Annotated in this window: 19 protein-coding genes; 12 read left to right on the top strand and 7 right to left on the bottom strand. The window is 41.2% G+C overall.

From position 1 onward, the window contains the following. The first annotated feature begins 2 nt into the window (after nucleotides 1–2). The 6 genes from D0907_RS17705 (at nucleotide 3) to ppiC (ending at nucleotide 7,018) form a co-directional block, all read left to right on the top strand. Nucleotides 3–3,149, top strand: a complete 3,147-nt coding sequence (locus D0907_RS17705; RefSeq protein WP_118844947.1) for an efflux RND transporter permease subunit — start codon at nucleotides 3–5, stop codon at nucleotides 3,147–3,149. Further along, on the top strand, nucleotides 3,142–4,548 hold the full coding sequence (locus D0907_RS17710; protein WP_065979129.1) for a TolC family protein: 1,407 nt from the start codon (nucleotides 3,142–3,144) through the stop codon (nucleotides 4,546–4,548). The genes D0907_RS17705 and D0907_RS17710 overlap by 8 nt, the downstream gene beginning before the upstream one ends. Nucleotides 4,549–4,561: 13 nt before the next feature. Continuing rightward, nucleotides 4,562–5,584, top strand: a complete 1,023-nt coding sequence (locus tag D0907_RS17715; protein ID WP_036972794.1) for a zinc-binding dehydrogenase — start codon at nucleotides 4,562–4,564, stop codon at nucleotides 5,582–5,584. 26 nt (nucleotides 5,585–5,610) lie between these two features. Beyond that, complete coding sequence (locus tag D0907_RS17720) at nucleotides 5,611–5,985, top strand: thiol-disulfide oxidoreductase DCC family protein (RefSeq protein ID WP_244223175.1); 375 nt, start codon at nucleotides 5,611–5,613, stop codon at nucleotides 5,983–5,985. Between the two features lie 112 nt (nucleotides 5,986–6,097). Then, entirely contained in the window at nucleotides 6,098–6,676 is a 579-nt protein-coding gene (locus tag D0907_RS17725) for a lysoplasmalogenase (protein ID WP_162898069.1), read from the top strand. A 63-nt stretch (nucleotides 6,677–6,739) separates the two neighbouring features. Next, nucleotides 6,740–7,018 carry a peptidylprolyl isomerase PpiC gene (gene ppiC / locus D0907_RS17730; RefSeq protein WP_036972789.1) on the top strand — a complete coding sequence of 93 codons (279 nt, stop codon included), beginning with the start codon at nucleotides 6,740–6,742 and terminating at the stop codon, nucleotides 7,016–7,018. A 484-nt stretch (nucleotides 7,019–7,502) separates the two neighbouring features. On the opposite strand, the gene D0907_RS17735 is transcribed toward ppiC, so the two are convergent. The 3 genes from D0907_RS17735 to D0907_RS17745 all read right to left on the bottom strand — a co-directional run bounded on the left by D0907_RS17735 (nucleotide 7,503) and on the right by D0907_RS17745 (nucleotide 11,291). Further along, nucleotides 7,503–8,075 carry a hypothetical protein gene (locus tag D0907_RS17735; RefSeq protein ID WP_143474468.1) on the bottom strand — a complete coding sequence of 191 codons (573 nt, stop codon included), beginning with the start codon at nucleotides 8,073–8,075 and terminating at the stop codon, nucleotides 7,503–7,505. 427 nt (nucleotides 8,076–8,502) lie between these two features. After that, the gene (locus tag D0907_RS17740; RefSeq protein ID WP_036972786.1) at nucleotides 8,503–9,909 is read right to left on the bottom strand and encodes a YfcC family protein; all 1,407 of its coding nucleotides are present in this window, start codon (nucleotides 9,907–9,909) and stop codon (nucleotides 8,503–8,505) included. Between the two features lie 161 nt (nucleotides 9,910–10,070). Then, a complete protein-coding gene (locus tag D0907_RS17745) occupies nucleotides 10,071–11,291 on the bottom strand; it encodes a M24 family metallopeptidase (RefSeq protein ID WP_065979134.1) in 1,221 nt (406 codons plus the stop codon). Between the two features lie 129 nt (nucleotides 11,292–11,420). Between D0907_RS17745 and D0907_RS17750 the strand changes: the two genes are divergently transcribed. Further along, nucleotides 11,421–12,500: a M24 family metallopeptidase gene (locus D0907_RS17750; RefSeq protein ID WP_065979135.1), complete on the top strand. Its 1,080-nt coding sequence runs from the start codon at nucleotides 11,421–11,423 to the stop codon at nucleotides 12,498–12,500. Between the two features lie 4 nt (nucleotides 12,501–12,504). Here the strand turns inward: D0907_RS17750 and D0907_RS17755 are convergent, their stop codons facing one another. After that, nucleotides 12,505–13,113: a flavin reductase family protein gene (locus D0907_RS17755; RefSeq protein WP_065979136.1), complete on the bottom strand. Its 609-nt coding sequence runs from the start codon at nucleotides 13,111–13,113 to the stop codon at nucleotides 12,505–12,507. 11 nt (nucleotides 13,114–13,124) lie between these two features. Further along, entirely contained in the window at nucleotides 13,125–13,871 is a 747-nt protein-coding gene (locus D0907_RS17760; RefSeq protein ID WP_065979137.1) for an SDR family NAD(P)-dependent oxidoreductase, read from the bottom strand. Nucleotides 13,872–14,295: 424 nt separating this feature from the next. Here D0907_RS17760 and ppc point away from each other — a divergent pair, with 424 nt between their 5' ends. Beyond that, nucleotides 14,296–16,941, top strand: coding sequence for a phosphoenolpyruvate carboxylase (gene ppc, locus D0907_RS17765; RefSeq protein WP_036972780.1), 2,646 nt, complete (start codon nucleotides 14,296–14,298; stop codon nucleotides 16,939–16,941). On the opposite strand, the gene D0907_RS17770 is transcribed toward ppc, so the two are convergent. Then, complete coding sequence (locus D0907_RS17770; RefSeq protein WP_065979138.1) at nucleotides 16,942–18,978, bottom strand: tetratricopeptide repeat-containing sensor histidine kinase; 2,037 nt, start codon at nucleotides 18,976–18,978, stop codon at nucleotides 16,942–16,944. A 397-nt stretch (nucleotides 18,979–19,375) separates the two neighbouring features. Between D0907_RS17770 and D0907_RS17775 the strand changes: the two genes are divergently transcribed. Both D0907_RS17775 and cdd read left to right on the top strand, forming a co-directional pair. Further along, nucleotides 19,376–19,693, top strand: coding sequence for a hypothetical protein (locus tag D0907_RS17775; RefSeq protein WP_227006865.1), 318 nt, complete (start codon nucleotides 19,376–19,378; stop codon nucleotides 19,691–19,693). Nucleotides 19,694–19,848: 155 nt separating this feature from the next. Then, nucleotides 19,849–20,781, top strand: coding sequence for a cytidine deaminase (gene cdd / locus D0907_RS17780; protein ID WP_065979139.1), 933 nt, complete (start codon nucleotides 19,849–19,851; stop codon nucleotides 20,779–20,781). On the opposite strand, the gene udp is transcribed toward cdd, so the two are convergent. Next, entirely contained in the window at nucleotides 20,770–21,525 is a 756-nt protein-coding gene (gene udp, locus D0907_RS17785) for a uridine phosphorylase (RefSeq protein ID WP_065979140.1), read from the bottom strand. The genes cdd and udp overlap by 12 nt on opposite strands. Nucleotides 21,526–21,669: 144 nt before the next feature. Between udp and D0907_RS17790 the strand changes: the two genes are divergently transcribed. Both D0907_RS17790 and D0907_RS17795 read left to right on the top strand, forming a co-directional pair. Next, the gene (locus D0907_RS17790) at nucleotides 21,670–22,449 is read left to right on the top strand and encodes a DUF2189 domain-containing protein (protein ID WP_036972774.1); all 780 of its coding nucleotides are present in this window, start codon (nucleotides 21,670–21,672) and stop codon (nucleotides 22,447–22,449) included. 290 nt (nucleotides 22,450–22,739) lie between these two features. Continuing rightward, nucleotides 22,740–23,849 (top strand): arginase family protein, encoded by a 1,110-nt coding sequence (locus tag D0907_RS17795; protein ID WP_036972773.1) that lies wholly within the window; start codon nucleotides 22,740–22,742, stop codon nucleotides 23,847–23,849. The last annotated feature ends 73 nt before the right edge of the window (nucleotides 23,850–23,922 follow it).

Here is a 23,922-nt window from a genome sequence, read left to right on the forward strand (position 1 = left end):
AAATGAAATTTTCACACTTTTTTATTCAGCGACCCATCTTTGCTGCGATGCTGTCGCTTATCTTTCTTATCGCAGGGGCCATCTCGTTATTTCAATTGCCAGTCAGTGAGTATCCAGAAGTGGTGCCGCCAACGGTTGTTGTGACGGCAAGTTACCCGGGTGCAAACCCAACGGTGATTGCTGAAACAGTGGCGACTCCGCTTGAGCAAGAAATCAATGGTACCGAAAACATGTTGTATATGTTTTCGCAAGCAACCAGTGATGGCCGCATGACACTAACGGTAACGTTTGCGTTAGGTACTGATTTAGACCGTGCACAAGTACAAGTGCAAAATCGTGTAAATAGTGCACTACCGCGATTACCACAAGAAGTTCAGCGTTTAGGTGTCGTAGCCGAAAAATCATCACCCGATTTAACCATGGTGGTGCATTTATACTCGCCTGAAAAAACGCACGATACGACCTACTTAGCGAACTATGCTGACTTGTATATCAAAGACCAAATTGCACGTCTTCCGGGAGTGGGTGACGTACGTATGTTCGGTGGTGGCCAATACTCGATGCGCGTTTGGCTAAATCCAGATGCGCTATCGGCACGCGAATTAACGGCAATGGATGTAGTAAATGCATTGCGTGCGCAAAACCAACAAGTTGCTGCGGGTAGCTTGGGTGCACAACCTACGTCGAAAAGTAACCAATTCCAAATTCTAATGAATGTAAAAGGGCGCTTAAGCTCACAAGAAGAATTTGAAAATGTGATCATTAAAGTCGGTGAACAAGGTCAGCTTACACGCCTAAGTGATGTTGCACGCCTTGAGCTTGGCCAAGACACGTATGCACTAAGAGCGATGCTAGATGGTCAACCAGCCCTTGCTATGCCCGTATTCCAACGCCCCGGTTCTAATGCGATTGAGCTTTCTGATCAAGTGCGTGAAACCATGAAGGTGTTAGCTAAAGACTTTCCATCAGGAGTAGAATACGACATTGTTTATGACCCCACTATTTTCGTACGCGGCTCGATTGATGCTGTAATTAAAACGCTTTTAGAAGCAATCGCGTTAGTTGTTATTGTTGTGGTGGTGTTTTTACAAACATGGCGTGCATCGGTTATCCCACTGATTGCTGTGCCAGTATCTTTGATTGGTACGTTTGCGGTAATGCAATGGTTAGGCGTATCTATTAATACCTTATCGTTATTTGGGCTCGTACTCGCAATTGGTATTGTTGTCGATGATGCCATTGTTGTGGTTGAAAACGTTGAACGAAATATCGAACAGGGCTTATCACCACTAGAAGCAACTCGTGTTGCGATGACAGAAGTAACCGGGCCAATTATCGCTATTGCGTTAGTATTGTGCGCGGTATTTATTCCTACGGCTTTTATTACTGGTTTATCGGGTCAGTTTTATAAGCAATTTGCACTCACTATTACTATTTCAACGGTTATCTCAGCATTTAACTCGTTAACATTATCGCCTGCGTTATCGGCGTTATTATTAAAAGGCCATGATGCAAAACCAGACCGTTTAACTAAGTTATTAAACCGCCTATTTGGCAACTGGCTATTTAAACCCTTTAACCGCGTGTTTGATAAAGGCGCCAATGGCTTCGAAAAACTCGTGCAAAAGCTTATTCGTATGAGTGTGATTGTATTAGTTGCTTATGTTGCGCTTGTTGGTGGCACCGTTAAATTGTTTGATGCTGTTCCGGGTGGCTTTATTCCACAGCAAGACAAGCAATATTTAGTGGCTGTTGCACAGTTACCTGATGCGGCAAGCTTAGACAGAACCCAAGAAGTCGTGCAAGAAATGGAAAAAATTGCACTACAAGTCCCCGGTGTTGCAAACACTGTGTCGTTTCCTGGTTTATCTGTAAATGGTTTCACCAATAGCCCAAATAGCGGCATTGTGTTTACTCCGCTTGCACCTTTTGAAGAGCGTCAAGACCCGAGTATGTCTGCAATGGCGATAGCGGCGCAGTTAAATCAAAAATTTGCCGCTATTGATGAAGCGTTTGTCGCGGTGTTCCCGCCACCGCCAATTCAAGGTTTAGGGACTACTGGCGGCTTTAAACTGCAAATTGAAGACCGTGCTAACAAAGGCTTTGAAGCACTCTTTAACAGTTTACAAGCAACCATTACTAAAGCGCAGCAAGACCCTGCATTAATGGGACTTTACTCTAGCTTTAGAATTCAAGTGCCACAAATGGATATCGACATTGACCGAGAGCAAGCGCTTATTCAAGGCATTCCTCTTGATGAAGTATTTAATGCCTTACAAGTCTATTTAGGTTCTGTGTATGTGAATGACTTTAACTTGTTTGGTCGTACTTATCAGGTAAATGCGCAAGCTGATGCTGATTACCGTCAAGATCCAGAGCAAATTTTGAATCTAAAAGTACGTAACCGTATGGGTGAGATGGTGCCATTAGGTTCTGTATTAACGGTCACACCAACAACAGGCCCAGATCGTGTGATGCACTATAACGGTTATCCTACAGCTGAACTAAATGGTAGCCCAGCACCAGGTTATAGCTCAGGCCAAGCACAGCAAGCTATTGAAGCAATCCTTGCAGACACACTCCCCAATGGGATTGAGTTTGAATGGACAGAAGTAACCTATCAGCAAATATTAGCGGGTAACACCATGGTGTATGTTTTCCCACTTGTTGTATTGCTTGTGTTCATGGTACTTGCGGCGCAGTACGAGAGCTTGAGATTACCACTTGCTATTATTCTGATTGTGCCTATGACTATTTTCTCGGCCTTGTTAGGTGTGTGGTTTGTGGGTGATGACAACAATATCTTCACACAAATCGCACTAATCGTACTGGTTGCGCTAGCAAGTAAAAACGCCATTTTAATGGTTGAGTTTGCACGAGATCAGCATAAAACGGGAATGTCTCATCTTGAAGCCATTATTAAAGCGTGTCGCTTACGACTTCGCCCAATTCTAATGACATCAATTGCTTTTACGGCAGGTGTTGTACCTCTTGTTCTTGCCACTGGTGCAGGTGCTGAGATGCGTCACGCTATGGGGAACGCGGTATTCTCAGGCATGATTGGTGTAACCGTGTTTGGCTTATTGTTTACCCCGGTGTTTTATATGTTAGTAACGAAAAAATCGCAGAAGGAGCAACACGATGCATAAGCCTTTTGATGTAATCATTAAAAAAGGCAAACTTGTAAGTGCAATGCTGTTAGCCGGTGTATTGGCAGGCTGCGCACAAAGCGTAGACATACAAGAGCAGCAAGTTAGCCTGACACAATTTGTCAGTGATACACAAATTGGTGCACAAAACGAAGGTGCGAGCGAGAATAACTGGTGGCGTCGTTTAGATTCAGCGCAGTTAGACAATTTAGTGACTGATGCATTAGCAATGAATCACGACTTAAAAACCAGCCAACTTCAACTTGATGCAGCCATAGCTCGTTTAGGTGCAGCCCGTGCGGATTATTATCCGCAGGGCAGCTTAAGCGTAATCGCACAACGCAGTAGCTTAGATGGCGCTATTACGCGCCAATCAAACGCGGGTGTTAATGTAAATTGGCAGCTTGACTTATTTGGTCGAATTACAGCTTTAGTGGATGCTGCGAATGCTGGCGCACTAAATCAAGCCGAGCAGTTAAGGGCATTGCAGGTTGAAGTGGTTTCAGCGGTAGTGCAAGGCTATGTAAGCTATCAAGGTAATGTGCAAAAACAAGCGATTATTGAGATGCAAATCGAGGCGTTAGAGCAAAGTATTGATGTGCTGAGAGCAAGAGTTGAAGAGGGCGTTGCCAATGAGTTGGACCTTAATCGTACCCTTGCTCAGTTAAAGCAGCAACAAGCGCTTATTCCTGAGCTTAGTTACTTGCAATATCGCGACTTAGCAACCCTTGCGGTGCTAACTGGCCGACTTGCAAGCGACATAACGCTGATTGAAGAGTCTGAATTATTGAGCCGCGATTTTAGCGTGTCGTTTTATAAAGCGAGTGAAGCAATGGCACTCAGACCGGATATTACCAGTGCCTTGTATCAGTTCAGTCAAGCTTATTCACTCAGTGTGGCAGCCTCTAAAGCGCTTCTGCCTGATATTAGCCTAGCAGGGTTTGCAGGTGTGGTGAGTTTAACCAGTAATGGTTTAGACGATACCGTGCAACAATGGCAAGTGACGCCAAAAGTTGAATGGTCATTACTCAGCTATCCTGCATTATTGGCTCAACGAGACGCACAGCAATTTTTAAGCGAAGCGGCTTACAGCGACTATCAAAGTAAAGTACTAAAAGCGATAAGCGAAAGTGAACTTACCTTGCAACGCTTAGTCAAACAACAGCAACAACTTGATTTTGCTAATCAGCGTTTTAATTATGCGAATAAAGCATTTGAACAAGCTCACGCTATGTATGAAGAAGGACAAATTCCTTACTTAGAGTTGTTAGATGCGAGACAGGATGTTTTAATAGCGCAAGAAAATGCTGTTGATTCAACTATTGCATCTGTCCAGGCCAAGGTAAGCGCATATAACGTGTTTAACGGTCGTTGGAGCTTTGAACTTAACAATCTTTAACCCAGAGTATTAAATGTCACATATTCAACAAACTACAGATCTTCCGTCAACAATGCGCGCGCTAGCAGTGGTTGAGCCCAATGACGCTATTACGTTATCTGAGCTTTCTGTGCCAGTACCGAGTCCTGAAGGGAACGAACTTTTGATTAAAGTTGAATATGTGGGCTTAAACCATGTTGATGCTAATTTTGCAAAACAAGGTTTTTGTAAATGGCATTACCCGCATGTATTAGGCCATGATGCTGTTGGGGTGGTTGTTCAGGCAAATAAAGGTGTATTCCCTGGTGTTGGTGCACGCGTTGTATGGCACGCCAGTCTTGGCGACCAAGGTGTGTTATCTGAATACACAACGGTGCCAAACTATGCTGTATCGGTTGTGCCAGATAACGTATCACCTGCAGACGCTGCAACCTTACCTTGTTCAGGTATGACGGCATTAATTGCCCTTGATAAGTTGCAACTGAGCGAAGGGGATTCACTGTTTATTGATGCTGGTGCTGGCGGAGTTGGCCAATTTGCTATTCAATTTGCTAAGCAACGTGGTGCAACGGTGTTTACCACCGCCAGCAAACACAATCATAAGTTACTTAAGCAATTAGGTGCAGATGTCGTGTTTGATTATAAAGACCCTAAACTTGAAGATAAAATTCGTCGTGAACTAGGGCCGCAAGGCTTTGATGCTGTGCTTGATTGTATTGGTGGTGATACTACCATTCGTAACGTTGAACTAATGCGCTTTTGTGGCCATATTGCATGCTTAAACGAACTCCCGAAATTCGAACAAGAACTGATGTTCAGACGCGCACCTAATATTGGTATTGTGTCGCTTGGTGGGGCTTGGCTTGCTAATAGCTTATGTGCACAGCAAAAGTTAAGTTTTATGGGCAATTTATTACTCGATAATGCAGCGCGTGGTGAGATAAAACTGCCACAAATCCATGCCGTTGACTTTAGTGCCCAAGCGGTTTCTGATGCACTGAATAAACAACTTGCTGGTGGCTTCACTGGGAAACAAGTTGTGCAAGTAAGTGGTTAAACTTGCATACTCACTGCCCAGTCATTTTGTTTGATGGTCAGTGTAATCTGTGCCATTTTTGTGTACGTTTTATTCTTCGCTTTGATAAACAGATAACCTTTAAGTTATGCCCAATGCAAAGCGATAAAGGTGAGCGTTTATTAAAAGCGCATGAAGTTAAAGATCCTCTTTCCTCAATGTTAGTGATTGATAAAAACCAGCTATATAAACAAAGTGATGCTGTGTTATTTATCGCAAATGAATTAGGGTTTCCATTCTCAATTGCTAAAGTGTTTTATCTGCTCCCAAAGGGCTTTCGCGATCATATTTATGATTGGGTAGGTCGTAATCGCTATCGTATTTTTGGTAAACAAACTCAGTGTAAGTTACTGAGCGAAAAACAAAAGCAGCATTTTTTATAAACATTTAAAGTAAAGCTTGCTATTCTCATTATTGGGAACAAACAAAAATAATAAGAATATGAACATTCTCTTTCTAATCCTTTGCACGTTTTACATTGCTTTACTGCTATTTATGCCTGCATTATCTCAACCCTCTATGGCGGTATTTAAAGCATTGCCTATCGGTGTGTTGATTGTGATGGTGTTAAAAGCACGCAATCAGATACAAAATCGCATTTTGATCACGCTATTATTAGCACTTAGCTTTTCGACACTAGGTGATGTGCTACTAGCCCTTGATACAGGGCAGCTTTTTATAGGCGGTTTAGCGGCATTCTTTGTAAGTCACGCTTTTTATATCATTACCATGTTACCAATTAAACACTGGCGAATAGAAGTCGTATTACTTTATCTCTTTTTTGCAATCATCGTTTTTTGCTTATTCTATCCAAACCTGAATGACATACTCATTCCCGTGCTTTTTTATATGTTGGTGCTCACCATAATGGCAAGCCTTACTTGGATGACGGATAAATCGAACGGTTTTTTAGTCTTAGGTGGGGCAGTGTTTGTTGTATCAGACTCTATTCTTGGCCTTAATCGTTTTTATTTTGAAATTGTGCATGCAGATATCGCAATCATGTGTAGTTATTATTTAGCGCAATTTTGTTTGATTAAAGGGTTCTTACCGGCAATAAGCAAACAGAAATAGCCGCAGTGGCTCAGTTTAGTTTGTCGTGATAAAATATCTGCGTTTTAATTTTCGAGATACCCCATGGCCAATACAGCACATGCATTGCATATTTTAGTTAAACATAAAGAGCAAGCTGAAGATATCATTAAGCAACTTAAAAAAGGGGCTAAGTTCCAGACCCTCGCTAAAAAATATTCAACGTGTCCGTCAGGTAAAAAAGGTGGGGATTTAGGCGAATTTAGACGCGGGCAAATGGTACCGCAGTTTGACAAAGTTGCATTTGGCGGCGAAATCCTTGAACCGCATTTAGTGAAAACCCGCTTTGGTTGGCATGTAATTAAAGTGCTATACAGAACCTAAAGTTTAAAGCCTTAGCATTTAAATCATTATTGGACATAAACGTGTTGAGACGATGAGCAGTTGTGTGCCAACTACTGTCATTCGTAAAGCCCTGTTAATGGGAAAATATAGTTGGCTCTAATAGCGACGAAGTAGAAAAAGCCACCTGTTTTTTGTCCTTATTGATTTACCTTGTTATGTAGCTAAACTGTCAGGGCTTCAATTTAGCCAGCCAAATGGTGATAAGCACAGGCTAAAGCCCAAGCAATTAAACCAATACCAATTAGAGCGAGAACACCTTTTCCTCTACTGCTTGATACATCTGCACCACAAACAGGGCATTTAAAATGTGAATAATTGCCTGACACCTTAACTTCTATAGGATTGATCTTACTATCACATTTTTTGCACTGCTGACTCAATTATTCACCTGCTACATAACGCCCCAACAAGAGTCTAAAATTGTTGTTTAAAATCAGCGAGGTACTAGCATAGCCAACTGATTTTAGTCCTGCTTAATTGACTTGTTAGGAGTACTTTTCGACTTAGCCTTTGATAATGTAATCTCTTGGTCTAGTTTGGTAAAATCCCAATCAGAAAAGTCAACGCTTAAATTAAAGCCATCAAGTTGTTCTTCCCAAAGCTTATCACTACTCTTATCTGACCAAGTAACACTGAAACTAAGAGCTTCACCGTCTGGGTTGCAGACAAGTGTTTTCGGTTTTCCCGAAACAAATTTTTGCGATGTTATTATTTCACTTTCCGGCTCACATGGGGTAAAAAATAAAACTGCAGCACTAAGAGAATAGTCATCATTTTTATACGCATAAATAACATGATCTTCAGTCTTGTAGACTTTACGGAGTATACTTCTGCCTAGAGCATCAACATACCTTATTTGAATTCGTCTGTATTCATTGTGCCATACCCATTCATGTTCTGATTTATAATTTAATTCAGCTTTTAATTTTTGCGATTTTTCGTATTCCAGATACCCCAAATACGTTCCAACAATAACAGCGGCAGCAATCAACAAAAGAAGAAATACTTTTATAATTTTAATAATTAATTTGCCCAAGACACCCAACTCTATGTATTTCCAACATGTTTATAGCGAGCGAATCGTACGTATTTCTACCACAGCGTCGCTCGTTTTTCTGAATGACTCATTTGTAGCAAACTTCTTAACTAATTGCCATTACTACTAAAATGCAGTAGTCCTAGCTTTTGCCTCAGGACAAAAACGAGCGATTGTGTTGCTTTCCTGACTATGCAAGCAATATACCTTGACGAAATAGAAAAGCAATTGTGAACGGCCGAAGTTCACTATTTTTAGAAATTCTCCTAAACACGTCTTGGGGCAGAAGCGAGTTGCGGCTTATGGTCAGGTTTTGGCACAGGCTTGTCCTTTGACTCCAACTCCATTTTATCCAAAAATGTGTTGTTACAAAGAACTCAAAACATGTAAAAAAAGCGCCTAGGGCGCTTTTTTAATATCAACTAGCTTAATTTAGTGTGGGTTGCACATCTAGCCCATAACCAAACATAACTGCGATTACCAGTACTATTGATGCGGCAGCCATTAGTTTGATAAGCAGTGGTAAACAGAATCTAAACCAATGGCCGTAGGGTACGCCAGCCATACCTAAAATACCCATAAGTACGGCATTGGTAGGAATGATCATATTTGAGAACCCATCACCAAATTGGTAAGCAAGTACTGCAACTTGACGTGGCACACCGACTAAATCTCCTAGTGGTGCCATTAGTGGCATCGTGACATAAGCTTGACCAGAACCTGATGGAATAAATGTATTTAATACAGTTTGAATCACTAACATGCCAATCGCTGATATTTCGGCAGATACATAAGACAACGGTAACGACATGCCATGCACTAAACTATGCAGAATCTGACCATCCTCTAAAATCAGCGCAATACCCCTTGCAACACCAATCAAAATTGCGGTTGTTACTAGGTCTGACACCCCCTCAATAAATTTATTGGCCGCTTCATCAGCAGATAACTTGCCTAAAATGGCTACAACGACACCCCATGCGATAAAAACACCACCTAGCTCATATAAATACCATCCTTTTGATGCGATACCCCATACTGCAATTGCAAGGGTAATAATAAAGCTACCTAAAATAAGTTTATGGCGAAGAGCAAGTGTTGGATAACTTGCAGCCGTTTGATTTTCAAGCGGGCAAGGTACACCTATCATCATCGACTTAGACGGATCATTGGCCACCATTTTGGTGTATTTCCAAACATGATGAAAACCGATAAGAACAAATGGAATGAAGATGGCTAAACGTAACCATAGGCCAGAGTAAACAGGAATACCTGCAATTTGTTGTGCTATTAATACGGTGAAGGGGTTAAATGCCGATACACCATACCCAATACCATAGCCTGCGACTATCATACCGACTGCGGTCATCGCATCGAGGCGCATTGCTTTACACAGCGCAACTAAAATAATAACAAACGGGATGTACTCACCTGCAGTACCAATACTGCTCGATGCAAGTGCAAAGCAAAATACCACCATAAATATTAAACGCTGTGGTTTTTCACCGTGGCGCTCAAGTAAGCGACCGATTAGTGCATCAACAGTACCTGTTGCGCGTGCTATGGCTAATACACCCCCGACGATTAATACAAAGAAAATTACATCTTGTGCCGCGGCAAAAGCGCGAGGAATTGCTTGTAATAAATCCCAAGGAGTTAAATAGTGACGTTCTGATACTGTTTGATAAGTACCCGCAACGACCATTTCTCGGCCTGAGTCACTGAGTGTTGTGCTGAAGAAACCCTGTGGTACGAGCCATGTTGCGATTAAAGCAATGACCATCATACTGAGTAGTAAAATTAGCGTGTGGGGAACTTTAAAATGCAAACCCATTTATTCTCCATAATATTTTTATAGGTAAAATTCTTGAAATAATACCATGGCTTAGACAAAAAAGGTGACCGAAAAGTAAGCGTATTGTGAACTAATGTAATATGTGAAGCGCATAAAGACAGGGAAAGAGGCAGGCCACAATACAGTGGCCTGAATAAAACTTATTTACCTATGCCAAACGGGTCATCAATGCTGTGTGCCGGTTCTGTAAACCAACATGGGCCCGATTCTGTCATGTAAAAGTGATCTTCTAATCGAATACCAAATTCGTCAGGAACAACAATCATTGGCTCGTTACTAAAGCACATACCCTTAGCAAGTTTAGTTGTATTACCCCCAACTAAATAAGGCCATTCATGAATATCTAAACCAATGCCATGACCTGTTCTGTGAGGACATCCTGGTGTTTGATAGTCTGGGCCCATACCATTAGCTGCGAGATATTGCCGTGCAGCATCATCAACCGAGCCGCAACTAGCACCAATTTTAGCGGCGTTGAATGCAGCTAATTGTGCATTTTTTTCATGTTGCCAGAACTCACGTTGGCGTACAGTTGCATCTCCAAAGACATAAGTACGTGTAATATCAGATAAGTAATCATGTACTTTACAACCTGTATCAATCAACACCACATCCCCTTTTTTAAGGGTTTGTGGGTTCTTTACACCATGCGGGAAAGACGACGCTACACCAAATAATACAATGCAGAAATAGTTTCCTGGTGCGCCTACTTTTTGGTGTGCTTTTTTAATAAAGGCTTCGACTTCGGTGGTTGTTATCCCTTCGTAGAGCATACTTGCAGTGGCTTTATGAACTTCAAGAGTCATATCCATAGCACGTTGCATAAGAGCAAGCTCATTCGCTGATTTATGCATACGGCAATGCGCTGTAACACATTGGGCATTAATGATGTTGTAATGGCTGTTGGCTTTATTTATCCCATCATAAATAAAGAATTGCGCGCTTTCATCTATACCAATCGTAGCATTTTTATCGATACCCATTTCACACAGTACATCAACACACAATTGGTACGGATTTTCATGCTCTTGCCAGCCGCGTATTGGACCGTCAATCACCATAAAATCATTTAAACTACCAATTTCAAAATAAGGGGCGATGTATTCAACATTGCCTTTCGCAGGTAAAATAGCGCCAACTAAACGTTCACTTGCATACCAACGCATTCCAGTAAAATAAGCAAGGTTGGTTCCTGCATTCAGATAAATTGCGTCTATATTATTGGCTTGCATATAGGCTTGCGCTGCGCTGATACGGGCTAAAAATTCATTACTTTGTATCGGGGTTAAATCTGTTGTCATATCTGATAAAGAAGCCAGAGCTTGCTCTGGTGACTGAATACCGATGCCATATGTTGTCATTGTTTACTCCTTGGTTTTTTCACATTGTGACCTGAGTGTGTAACGGGATGCAAATTCACTGCGACTAATCGCATCTAATTCGTTTTTAAATCGAATGCTGCTAGCATGCGCAAAAAATAAGGAGTGATGATGCAAGCAAACTACCTACAAAGACAAGCTGAATTTAAAGCCCGACTCGAACAGCAAGGCTATAGCGCCATGTTAGTTCTTGGTCATGAAAATATTCGTTACTTAAGTGGTTTTAGTGGCAATGCCGCCTACGCATTGATCACAAAGAACGACTGTATACTGATAACCGATTATCGCTACCATCAGCGTGCTATTGCAGAGACTTCGGGGTTTGATGTGGTGTGCCGCGACCGTGATACTGAAAGTCTTGGTGACTGCATCAACCGTCATTTAGCTGCTAAAAGTCATGTTGCTTTTGATGCAAGTTATATCACAGTAGCAGTATGGCAAGATGTAGAAAAAGCGCTAAGTAATCACACCTTAGCCCCGGTTACTGGTCTTATAGAACAGCAAAGACGTGTTAAAGATGCTTGGGAAGTTGAGCAGATTAAAGCGGCTGCAGCTATCGCGGATCAGGCTTTGGCAGAGACTTTACCTTACTTCAAAGAAGGGGTTACTGAGCGTGATTTAGCCTTAGAACTTGAATACCGAATGCAAAAGCTAGGATCCGAAGGCATGTCTTTTGCTACTATTATGCTATTTGCTGAACGAACAGCGCTGCCGCATGGTAATCCGTCTTCACAGGTGTTAAAACACGGCGACTTTATCACCCTTGATTTTGGGGCTGTGGTGAACGGCTACCGCTCCGATATGACACGAAGCTATATACTAGGTGAGGCATCTGATAAACAAATATCGATTTACAAAGCTGTCGAAGAAGCGCAACAAGCATCACTTGCGCTTGTTAAGCCCGGTATCAACTGTTTGGCGTTAAATGCGGCATCACAGCAAGTATTGGATGATGCAGGATATGGAGAGTATGCAGGTAAAGGACTCGGGCATGGGCTAGGGCTTTTCTTACATGAAGTGCCTTTTATTAATACCTTGACTGATTACACCCTTGAGGTTGGTAATGTGATAACCATAGAACCTGGCATCTATATACCAGGTTATGGTGGGGTGCGTTTAGAAGACGATATCGTCGTTACTGACACAGGTTACGAAGTATTAACGCACGCACCTAAGCCATTTATTATCTAAGCCACTATTTTTTAGCGTACGCTAAGCGGGCAAGTCGTTCAGTCGTGTGATAACTGTCGAGCCCGCTTACTGCGACGGTCTCTAACGATTCGATATCGACAAACCCATCGTTGTCTATACTGTGCTCATCAAGATGAATAGCAGTAATTTCACCAATAATGAGTTCGGTGCCATTGATTTCAAGGTGGTGGTGCTCTTTTAACTCAACGCCATATTTAAGCCGGCTGTCTTTCACGTAAGGGGCTTTGAAGTCAGCGAGATATTCTGCTTCTAAACCCGTCGCAATAAACTCAGATTCCGCTTTATCATAGCGTGCAGATGTTTGGTGTGCCTGTTGATAAATTGTTTTATTAACGTGGTTAATCGTATAAAACCCCGTCTCTAAAATGTTTTCTAATGTATGTCTAGGTACAGAATGTGGACGGATTATCATGCCTACCAACGGCGGGTGTGCGCCTAAATGAAACACTGAGCTGACAATGGCTAAATTTGTATGCCCTTGATTATCTTGTGTGCCAATTAAATTAGCACTTTTGAACCCCGATAAACTATTAATGAAATGGGCTCGGTATCGACTGTCTAAATTTTCAATGGTGTTTTTTGAAAAGTACATAATTTTCCTTGTTACCAATCAATGGTTTTTCCCTGCCAATCAATGTAAGCAGGATTATCTAACTGAGATAAAAAATGAGTATCTGCAACAAACTTATAAAGCTGCTTAGCAACAAATTCTGGTGTAAAAAGCTTATCTGCTGGGACATTGGCTTGAAAAGGTTTAGATAAAGGTGTGTCTGTTGTGCCAGGATGAAACAGCACACAGTGGTTATGTTGAAAACGACGTTTAATCTCAATCGCAGCCGATTTAAATAGCATGTTAAGTGCAGCCTTTGAGGCACGATAACTGTACCAGCCACCCAGTTTATTATCAGAAATGCTGCCGACACGGGCACTCAGTGCACAGATAACACTCGGTGTTTTACGGTTAAGCAAAGGTACAAAAGCATTAACGCAAGCAATCGGTAATAAAGCATTCGTTTTCATACTGTCGATGAAGTGTGCTTGCGATATGTCTGATAATTTACGCTCTGGAGCATGATCCGAATTATGCAACATGCCATTGAATATCATCAGTTGCGACAACGGGATGTCGTAGCGTGCAAGCTCAGTTGCCACAGCGGCTAAACTGGCATCACTGTAATCAGTGATAAAGTGCTGATGGCGCACATTATGTTGAGTTGTGCTATTAAAACTATTGTCAAAATCACTTCTGCTCAGAGTCACAATGATGGCATCGGTTAATTCATTGTGTAGCTCATTAAAGTAGGCTTTTGCGATATCACTGCTTGCGCCAGATAAAATAATTAGTTGCATTTTTAGCTCGATTCTAAATTTTTTAAAAAATATTTTTTCTCGTTCAACATAAAAAAATCGCTTAAGAATGGGCCGTTTTTTATTCTTAAACTAAAAACGAAAGACATAATTCAACATCTAAAAGCTTTACCAACTGTTTTTTGAACACGCCTTTATTTACACGGATTTTGCCTAAAATATTGGTAAGTCCATTTTACCAATTGAATGGATAAAATATGGTTTGTTAAGGCTAAGCTGCATAATTATTACGCTTTTATGTTTATATATTGGTTATTCTTTTTTACGAACATGTTAGAAAATTCGATCTATTAAATTGACGCTGACAATGATATTAATAGAAAGGATCAGTATTTTGTAGGCGTTTTGCTTAGCAAAATACTGTGCAGTAAGTACTTTCAACTTAGTAAAAGAAAGGAGTATGAGAATGAGTGAACAATACGCTGCACTTCGCGGTAATGTTAGCATGCTTGGACAAATGTTGGGTCAAACGATTAAAGATGCACAAGGACAAGCCATTTTAGATAAAGTAGAAGAAATTCGCGCTTTATCTAAATCGTCACGTAGTGGTAATGAAGCCGACAGACAGGCCCTTATTGATGTACTACACGCTCTCACAGACGAAGAACTATTACCGGTTGCACGCTCATTTAATCATTTTTTGAACCTTGCTAATGTTGCCGAACAATTTCATACTGTGTCACGCTTTAATGATGTTGGCTTTTGCCAACTTAATCCTCTCACTCAAACATTAAAAGCGTTAGCAACTGCGGCAAATCAAGGCCACATTGATATTAATCATTTAGCCGAAACTCTCTCAAAACTCCACATTAATTTAGTGCTCACCGCGCACCCTACAGAGGTGACGCGTCGTACTATGATTAACAAACACGTTGAGTTAAGTGATTGCTTAGCGTCATTAGAGCGCAAAGACAATCTACCTACAGAGCGTGCAGAACTTCTTAACCGTATAGAGCAGCTAATAAGCCAAGCATGGCATACGGATGATATTCGACGTTCACGCCCGACCCCTATTGATGAAGCAAAATGGGGCTTTGCCGTGATCGAAAACAGTCTATGGCATGCTGTGCCACGTTTTCTGCGTGAATTTACTGATGAGGTTAAATCTGAACTCGATTTAAGCTTACCAATTGATTACAGCCCGATAGAGTTTACATCGTGGATGGGCGGCGACCGTGACGGAAACCCATTTGTCACCGCTGAAGTGACGCAACAAGTGCTTGACCACGGTCGTTGGATGGCTCTCGATTTATATTCTCGTGATATTGAAACCCTGAGTAACGAACTATCAATGTCAGATGCAAGTGATGAGCTCATTGCGCTGGCAGGTCAAGAATTCGAACCATACCGTGCGGTGCTGAAAAACTTAAAAAATCAGATTGCTGAAACAGTTACGCACCTTGGTGCAAAAATTAAGCGTAAACGTACAGATTCTGAGGATTTAATTACCGACATAGCACAAATAAAACATCCCATTGAAGTGTGTTATCGCTCGTTAATTAAAACCAACATGCGAGTGGTTGCTGACGGTTTATTACTTGATGTGTTACGACGCATAAATAGCTTTGGTTTACGCCTAGCTAAGCTAGATGTACGTCAAGATTCGTCGCGCCACAGTGATGTGTTTTCTGAGTTAACACGCTATTTGGGCTTGGGCGATTATCACCAATGGCAAGAGGACGATAAGCAAGCTTTCTTACTTGCTGAGTTAAATTCGCGCAGACCGCTTATTCCTAAGCATTGGAAACCGAGTCCCGATGTTCAAGAAGTGCTAGATACCTTTGATGTTATTGCTGCACAAGATGCGCACACCTTCGGTTTATATATCATTTCTATGGCACGGACTGCGTCTGATGTATTAGCTGTGCAACTGCTTCTAAAAGAAAGTGGTTGTAAGTTTAAATTACCCGTGGCTCCTTTATTTGAAACGTTGGATGACTTAAATGCGGGTAAAGATGTTATCGAGTGCCTACTTGATAACACTTGGTATCGTGGTCATATACAAAACCAACAAAATGTCATGATTGGCTATTCAGATTCTGCGAAAGATGCGGGCATGATGGCTGCTGGCTGGGCACAGTACGAAGCCATGGATAAACTTGTTCAACTTGCTGAGCAACGTGGCATTGAGTTGGTATTGTTCCATGGACGAGGTGGCACCGTGGGACGCGGAGGCGCTCCTGCGGCGCAAGCACTGCGTTCTCAACCACCGGGTTCATTAAAAGGGGGACTGCGTGTTACTGAACAAGGCGAGATGATCCGCTTTAAGTTTGGTCTGCCTGCCGTTGCGCTACAAAGTCTTAATATTTATGCTGGTGCAGTGCTTGAAAGTAATTTGTTACCGCCTCCTGAGCCTAAGAGTGAATGGCGTGATGTGATGCAGCTTATTAGCGCCGAGTCATGTGAGCATTACCGCGATGTGGTTCGTCATGATGAAAACTTTGTTCCCTATTTTAGAATGGCGACGCCAGAGCAAGAGCTTTCAAAATTGCCATTGGGTTCACGCCCTGCGAAACGAAACCCACATGGCGGGGTAGAAAGTTTGCGTGCAATCCCATGGATTTTTGCATGGAGCCAAAACCGCCTAATGTTACCGGCTTGGCTTGGCGCATTAAGAGGTTTACAAGCTGCACTAGATAAGTACGGTATTGAAACCTTGCATGAAATGAGTTTGCAATGGCCATTTTTCCGTGCGCGTTTAGAAATGCTAGAAATGGTATTTAGTAAGGCGGATAGCTGGTTAAGCGCACACTATGATGATGCGTTAGTGACAGATCAATATAAACCGCTCGGTGTGAAGTTACGCCAAGAACTTAATGAAGCAATTGAATTGGTTCAATCATTGAGTCCACAAAAAAGTTTACTTGCTGATCAACCGTGGATCAAAGAGTCTATTGCTTTGCGTAACCCGTACACCGATCCTCTCAACTTGTTACAAGTCGAATTACTACGTCGCTCGCGTGAAGCAGATGCTAGTTCAGCGGGTGATATTGATAATGCACTCATGATCACCATGACAGGGATTGCTGCGGGTATGCGTAATACCGGTTAATCACTCTTCATCTACTAATCGTACGTCGATTGGTAAGGTAATTATAAACCGTGCGCCGTGATCAGATGACTCGGCGCATATTTTGCCTTTTAAGTTATACTGCACTGCGTTAAAAACAACATTTAAACCCAGCCCCAAATGCTGGCTACCCATATTGGATGTGTAAAAGGGGGTGAAAATTTCTTTAAGAATTCCATCTTTAATTCCTACGCCGTTATCTTGATAGATAATATCAACACACTGCGCATTCTGCTTAATTACAATGTCTACTTTGCCTTCATCACGGTCAATAAACCCATGTTCGCAGGAGTTAATCACCAGTGTTTTTAAAACATCACCTAAAATAGAGGGGTAAGACATAATCGTGACATCATCACCACTCACTTCGTAATAAATATGTTTTCCTAGATAGATACTCAGCGGTTCTAATCGGTCGTGCATATACTCAAGAAGCACAATATTTGACATCGGTTTATCAAGATTAATAGAGACATTGAGCGATTTAAATTCTTCAACAATGCTGGCGAGTCGATTAACACTACTGATCACCAACTCTTTTGCACTGCTGGTATCATTTATAAACTCGTGGAAATGCTTGCTGGTTAAATTCCGGTTTTCAAACTTATCAGATAAGCCCGTTAAGTATTTATCTATTAGCGAGCTGGCTGTCACAATGGTGCCTATCGGGGTATTTAATTGATGCGCCATGCCTGAGACTAATGACGTAAGCGACGCTATTTTTTCGATTTCTATAAGATGGCTTTGTGTATCGTGGAGGCGTTTGAGCGTGGCTGCGAGTTTATGTTTTTGTCTGTTAATACTTCGTATGGCTATAAATGAGCCGATAATAATCAAGAATAGACACATCGAGATGGCAATTGTTAAATCTTGGAATGCTTTTGCTTTGGTTGCTTTTATTTGCTCTGTTTTGGTTAGTTCAGAAATTCTCACTTCTTTTGCAGCTAAATCAGCTTCGGCTAAGGCTTTGGTTAAATTAACACTTGCCTGACGTTTCAAAGCGACCGTTTGTATGTCGTTGTACTGTTTATAAGCTATCAGTGCATTTTGATAATTGCCTTGTTTTTCATAGAGACTTGCCGTGAATTTTGCGACTTCTAGCTGTGTTTCAAAATGCGTATATTTATCAGAATCGAGATCGATTGATGTGATCAAACTAATTGCGTGTTCAATTTTACCTTGTGCTTCATATGTCGCTGTAAGCGCTAAAATAGCACTCATGTATTCACTGCTTACATCATGCTCTTTTATTAAATCAACGGCGTTTAATAACACGTTTTCAGAGGCTTCTAAGTCACCTAGCAGTCGAAGAATTTTGCCTTTCAGGACTAAACTTATACTCTGGTGTGTGATGTAGTCATGCTTTTCTTGCAAAATGAGTAGCGCATCTAAAACTGCCATCGCTTCATCGTATTTTTTAAGCCCAACCAGTGCGGTCGCAATATTCATTGATGCAAACGATTCGTTGAGTGTTTGATTATTTGTTTGTGCGTAGAGTTTGTAATTTTCGAATGTGGTTAATGCTTCTTTAAAGCGTTCTAATTCTAAGTAGATAAGCGCTATATTGTTTTCGACTTGATAAACAAGAAGTTGATTTCGTTGTCTCGCAAAGGGAATTGCATCGTTATAGTAGTTGAGGGCTTCTTCGTAAAGGCCAAGTCGTGAATAGATTCCACCAGAAAGGTTGTAATACCCATACATTAAACTCTTTTCACTCAGTCGAGAGACCATGCTTTTGTATTCTACCACTGACTGCATCGCATCTTCGAACTGATTGTTTTCAAATAAAAACCAGGTTTTGTAGTTGGTAATCATAACTCTTTGTTCGAGTGAAAAGTCATCTGTTTCGAGTAAAGAGTTGACTAAATTGAGCCCTTCGGTTGGGGAGTGTGCGTAGCTTTCCCTGATTGTATTGCGTATTTTTTCAAACTCATCTGCTGTTTTAACGTTAGCTTGACCCGCAACGGGGAAGCTAAACACCAGCAGACTAAACAAAAATGTAATGAGTACTCTGGCCATGCATGAACTCAATAGATAAAAAATAAAGTATTAATACCAGAATAGTTCATACGTTCGATTTCGTTCAGGTACAAACTGTATATTTTATTAGTAATGTGAATTATCAGAAAAAACGTATTGTTGGTTAGGAAAAATTACAGGTATCTAACAAGTAAACACAACGTGAAATATCGCTACAGATATTTAATTATTATCTAGCACTAAATTATTATTTACTTGTCTGGTCTGACCTATTTTATTGCTAGGTGTTGACTCAGTTGTAGATATCAATAAAATAGCGCGGCTTTCTCATTCAGCCTAGATTAAGCCCATTTAAAAATTACCCACAGACTTTTAGAGTAACTTTATGACCAATGTGTCTACTTGCATCACATATGATGCATCGACGTCGCTTGTAATGATGACGTTAAGAGGGATGGCAAGTGCACAGGATGTGATAAATTTTTACCAAATAGCCCATCAATACTCTTTATTGTATGGATCAGATAAAATTTTGGTCGATGTATCCGAGTTAACCCATAACTTTGAGCCTGCAGACTTATTTACCATTATGCCCGTTGTTGCAAACACTTTAAAGCGAGCTGTAATCGCAATTGTGGTCAGTTTTGATGGGTTTATGCATGACCTGTTTGTGCAAAAGGCCAAGCGTTATAACGTGCATGCAGAAAATTTCGAATGTTTTCAAACAGCAAAAAATTGGCTTATAGAACAGTAATCTCAAAATGTGACATACACACCTGGTTCTACTTTAAAGCTGCAGATAATTAGCCTATTAAATCGGGACATAATTGAGCTTTGCACGCCTTAGAGTCTAGTAATTACGGGCATAACCTTTTACACTGTATAGCCAATTAATAATTATAATTTGTTATGACAGCAAGTAGTAAAGAACTGAGCCAAGAAGCGCTAAATTTAGCGTCATTTAGTTTTTCTTTAGAGCAAAAAACAGCGCTTTTTACTCAGTTAAAGCAGCAGCGCGGTATTCTATTTCAGCGCGATATTATTGCTCTGTGTAATGAGCATAAACTCACAGAAACACAGTTACTTAAAGCGTGTGTACCCGTTGCGAGTTTATTTTCTGTTGCGCCTATATCGCAATTTTATGTCGGTGCAATTGCACTGGGTATTAATCAGCAAGGCGAAACTCAGTTCTATTTTGGTGCGAATGTTGAGTTCACCCATCAAGCATTAAGTTTAGTTGTTCATGCAGAGCAGTCAGCGATAAATAATGCCTGGCTAAATGGGGCAAAATCAGTCATTAAAATTGCAATTAGTGATGCGCCGTGTGGTTATTGCCGCCAGTTCATGAATGAGCTAGATACAGCCGATTCGCTTGAGATACTCCTACCAGAAAAGCACTTTAGTTTGCATGACTTACTGCCTAATGCGTTTGGTCCTAAAGACTTAGGTAATGAAATAAGTCTTATGTCGCAGTCAGCGAGTACGCATCAATTTTCAGGTATTAGTAACGCGTGTGATGCAACACTCATTAAAACAGCATTAAATGCCTACGTGCCTTATACGGGGAATTTTAGCGCCGTTAAAATTAGTACGTATCACGATGGTGATTTTTATGGCAGTTACGCAGAAAATGCGGCATATAGCCCCAGTTTGTCACCTTTACAAAGTGCGTTGAGCCAGTTTTACCTTAGCGGATTAAGTTTTGACGATCAGACGGTTAAGTCAATCACTTTACTTGAGACAGAGGGCGCGAAAAATCAATTAGAGGTGGCGAAAGCAGTGCTGGCAAGCTTTGAAAACCCACCAGCATTTGAATACATTACAGCGGCTTTAATTAAGTAATAGTTTGGCCGCTTCAATGACGACGGCGACCGACTTTTTCTCGATCTCGCCGTGGTCTACATTAGGGATTTCTTGCTTAGTTCTATTTACTAATACCCCAGCTACACAGGCTGCTCTGAGGCCTAAAGCAGCACACATAGTAAAGAGTGTTGCCGATTCCATTTCATAATTCATGACACCAAGTTTTTGCCACTCTTCACAACTACCTTGCAAAGCACGTGGTACATAACCTGAATAGGTATCGTAGCGTTCTTGCCCAGGATAAAATGTATCACTCGATGCCGTAATACCAATATGATAATTGATGGCTAAGTTATCGCAGGCATTAACCATTGCTCGTGTGGCAAAAAAATCAGAAACCGCAGGGTAACTTAACGGGGCAAAGTGTTGGCTTGCTCCATCTAAACGCACAGACGCTTGGCTAATTAAAATGTCACCTTCGTTAATATGTGGTTGAATGGCTCCGGTTGTCCCAATGCGTAAAAAAGTATCAACACCCAGTTGTGCTAATTCTTCTACAGCGATTGATGTCGAAGGTCCACCAATGCCAGTCGAACATACCACAACGCTGTGGCCATTTAGTTCACCACGATAAACATGAAATTCACGGGTTTTTGCTAAGCATTCAGGGTTATCAAGAAAGGTTGAAATACGCGCTGAGCGGTCAGGATCGCCCGGAACGATTGCCAGAGTGGCACCTTTTAAGTCGTCACGTGAGAGTCCTAAGTGAAATACCTTTTCCATTTTTGAACCTTATTTTTATCTAAAGCGTAATACTTAAATCATCTGCTTGTAAAGTACAGGACAGATGTCCTATTTAAGGTGAAGGTTGCAAGAATCGAACAGATAACCTAAACCTAAAGATGTAATGATAAAAGAGGATATATTATGCCTGCGTCATCTTCTATGAGTAAACATCAACAATTTGCCCGCTGCTTAGAAAGTTCACACGTATCAGCCTCGGCGCCTTTTCACTGGTTGTCTTTGGCGTTTAAAGATATCGCTAATGCACCCATATTAAGTTTAGTTTATGGTTTAGTGTTCACCCTAATACCCGCTACGATTATGTACTTTGTGTATCAATTTGATACCCATCTTGTGATTTTACCGGCTGTTGTTGCCTTTGCATTAATTGGTCCTGCATTTGCGGCAGGCCTATATGATGTTGCTTGGGAGCTTGAAAAAGGGCATAAGCCAACTTTATTTCATAGTTTAAAATCAATGTTTAGAAACCCTGCCGGTGAATGGGGATTTGCTTTTTTACTCATGGTGATAATGATAGTGTGGATGCGATTAGCTGCACTTATCCATGCCTTGTATCCAAACGTTGTAAACCCTAGCTTTGAGCAATTATCGGCATTTTTAACCCTAGGCACGATTGTCGGTGGTATTTTACTTGTTACTGTGTTTGCCATTTCGGCCTTTACACCGCAAATTATGATGGAGCGTCGTGTGGACTTGATGACGGCGGTCATCTCGTCTATTAACGCCGTTAAAACAAACGCGGCAGCAATGATTGTGTGGGCTGGGTTAATACTGTGCTTGGTATTTGTCGGGTTTATCACTGGCACGGCCGGTTTTATTGTCATTATGCCTTTACTTAGCTATGCAAGCTGGCATGCGTATATTGCGGTGATCAAGACTAAGAAACCGCGAGGTTACGAATAATGAGTATTCACTCTGCATGAATATAAATCTAGTGCAGTAATCTCACCGATTGCTGCACTATTTGACTTTAACTTAACGCATGTTATACCTGCCTCATTAGATTGTTTATTTAATTCATAAGCAAATTCAACTTTTCTGTTTGAGAAAATAAATCTATTAAATTCAATGAGTTGTTTTTTCTAATTTTCATACGCTGTTTAATACTAGGCTTATCTAGTTTTGAACTTTGTGCTAAATGCATAAATTTTTGTTAGCGCATGATTATGCAGATAATTATCAGCGGAGTAGATATGAGTAACACACAAAAAGCATTCCACGAAAAATTAAGTCACTGCCTTTGTCCACCAGGAGACGGTGTTTTTACGGTTAATACAGCTAAAGAGCGTAAAGATGCCCTTCGTACCAAGCTTTATGGCCAAACAGAAAATGTTGATGTGCTGTGGAAAGAATCACTCGAGACATTAGCAGACTCTGAGCATAAAGCCGTTATTTTAGGGATTAGTTCAGATTGTGGCGGTGGTATTTTACGTGGGGCCAATTGGGGACCACTATTTTTACGTTCGACATTAATTGATCAACAGCCTCAAGCACGTGCTTTTGATTTAGGTGATGTGCGTGTTATTCCACATTTATTGCATGATAAATATTTGAACGATGCAACGATTAGTAACTGTCAAAAAGCGTTGTATGCTGACGAAAATAGTGAATATCATGTTTCACCACTTTCTATTACAGAAGATGTATGTGATGGCTTTTATGCACACTACCCAGAAAAAGGGATTTTTGGAATAGGGGGCGACCATTCAATTAGTTACCCGTTAACCAAAGCGTATTTAAAAGCAAAACGCGATGCAGGTAAACGCACTGCTATTATTCATTTTGATGCGCACACCGACCTATTAGTTGAACGACTAGGGATTGATTTGTGTTTTGGCTCGTGGTGCACACATATTCTTGAGTATTTACCCGCTCCGCGTAATTTGATCCAATTTGGTATTCGTTCAAGTGGCAAACCAAAAGCGCATTGGGAATCAACATTCGGTGTGAAACAGCATTGGGCGCATGAAATAATCGAACGCGGCGCAAAAGCGGTTGCAGATGAGGTTATTGCACAACTTAAAGCAGACAATATTGATGAGCTATACGTGAGCTTCGATATAGACGCGCTTGATGAAAGTTTCGCTTCGGCTACCGGTACGCCAGAAGCGGGGGGATTAACTCCTCAGCATGCACTGGATATTTTGGTGGCGTTAGCCGATGAGTTTCCGATCACAGGGGCTGACATGATGGAAATTGCCCCCTTTACGGACAGTTCGTTGATTGGTCAAACAAGTTCAGAAACAACGTTGAGAGAGGGTGCAAAAATCTCAGCATTTTTAATCGGTGCAATGAATAAATAATACGTTAATAATGCAGGGGCCTGTGTATTAGGCCCTTGTTCTGGTCACAATTGTTAATTCTATTTCAATAATG

It is taken from the genome of Pseudoalteromonas lipolytica, from assembly GCF_003515105.1.
Classification (GTDB): Bacteria; Pseudomonadota; Gammaproteobacteria; order Enterobacterales; family Alteromonadaceae; genus Pseudoalteromonas; species Pseudoalteromonas lipolytica.

Bases quoted from the DNA above. Each gene is read 5' to 3' on its own strand.
- D0907_RS17705 (WP_118844947.1), top strand. From the start codon at position 3: ATGAAATTTTCACACTTTTTTATTCAGCGACCCATCTTTGCTGCGATG.
- D0907_RS17710 (WP_065979129.1), top strand. From the start codon at position 3,142: ATGCATAAGCCTTTTGATGTAATCATTAAAAAAGGCAAACTTGTAAGT.
- D0907_RS17715 (WP_036972794.1), top strand. From the start codon at position 4,562: ATGTCACATATTCAACAAACTACAGATCTTCCGTCAACAATGCGCGCG.
- D0907_RS17725 (WP_162898069.1), top strand. From the start codon at position 6,098: ATGCCTGCATTATCTCAACCCTCTATGGCGGTATTTAAAGCATTGCCT.
- ppiC (WP_036972789.1), top strand. From the start codon at position 6,740: ATGGCCAATACAGCACATGCATTGCATATTTTAGTTAAACATAAAGAG.
- D0907_RS17740 (WP_036972786.1), bottom strand. From the start codon at position 9,909: ATGGGTTTGCATTTTAAAGTTCCCCACACGCTAATTTTACTACTCAGT.
- D0907_RS17745 (WP_065979134.1), bottom strand. From the start codon at position 11,291: ATGACAACATATGGCATCGGTATTCAGTCACCAGAGCAAGCTCTGGCT.
- D0907_RS17750 (WP_065979135.1), top strand. From the start codon at position 11,421: ATGCAAGCAAACTACCTACAAAGACAAGCTGAATTTAAAGCCCGACTC.
- D0907_RS17755 (WP_065979136.1), bottom strand. From the start codon at position 13,113: ATGTACTTTTCAAAAAACACCATTGAAAATTTAGACAGTCGATACCGA.
- D0907_RS17760 (WP_065979137.1), bottom strand. From the start codon at position 13,871: ATGCAACTAATTATTTTATCTGGCGCAAGCAGTGATATCGCAAAAGCC.
- ppc (WP_036972780.1), top strand. From the start codon at position 14,296: ATGAGTGAACAATACGCTGCACTTCGCGGTAATGTTAGCATGCTTGGA.
- D0907_RS17770 (WP_065979138.1), bottom strand. From the start codon at position 18,978: ATGGCCAGAGTACTCATTACATTTTTGTTTAGTCTGCTGGTGTTTAGC.
- D0907_RS17775 (WP_227006865.1), top strand. From the start codon at position 19,376: ATGATGACGTTAAGAGGGATGGCAAGTGCACAGGATGTGATAAATTTT.
- cdd (WP_065979139.1), top strand. From the start codon at position 19,849: ATGACAGCAAGTAGTAAAGAACTGAGCCAAGAAGCGCTAAATTTAGCG.
- udp (WP_065979140.1), bottom strand. From the start codon at position 21,525: ATGGAAAAGGTATTTCACTTAGGACTCTCACGTGACGACTTAAAAGGT.
- D0907_RS17790 (WP_036972774.1), top strand. From the start codon at position 21,670: ATGCCTGCGTCATCTTCTATGAGTAAACATCAACAATTTGCCCGCTGC.
- D0907_RS17795 (WP_036972773.1), top strand. From the start codon at position 22,740: ATGAGTAACACACAAAAAGCATTCCACGAAAAATTAAGTCACTGCCTT.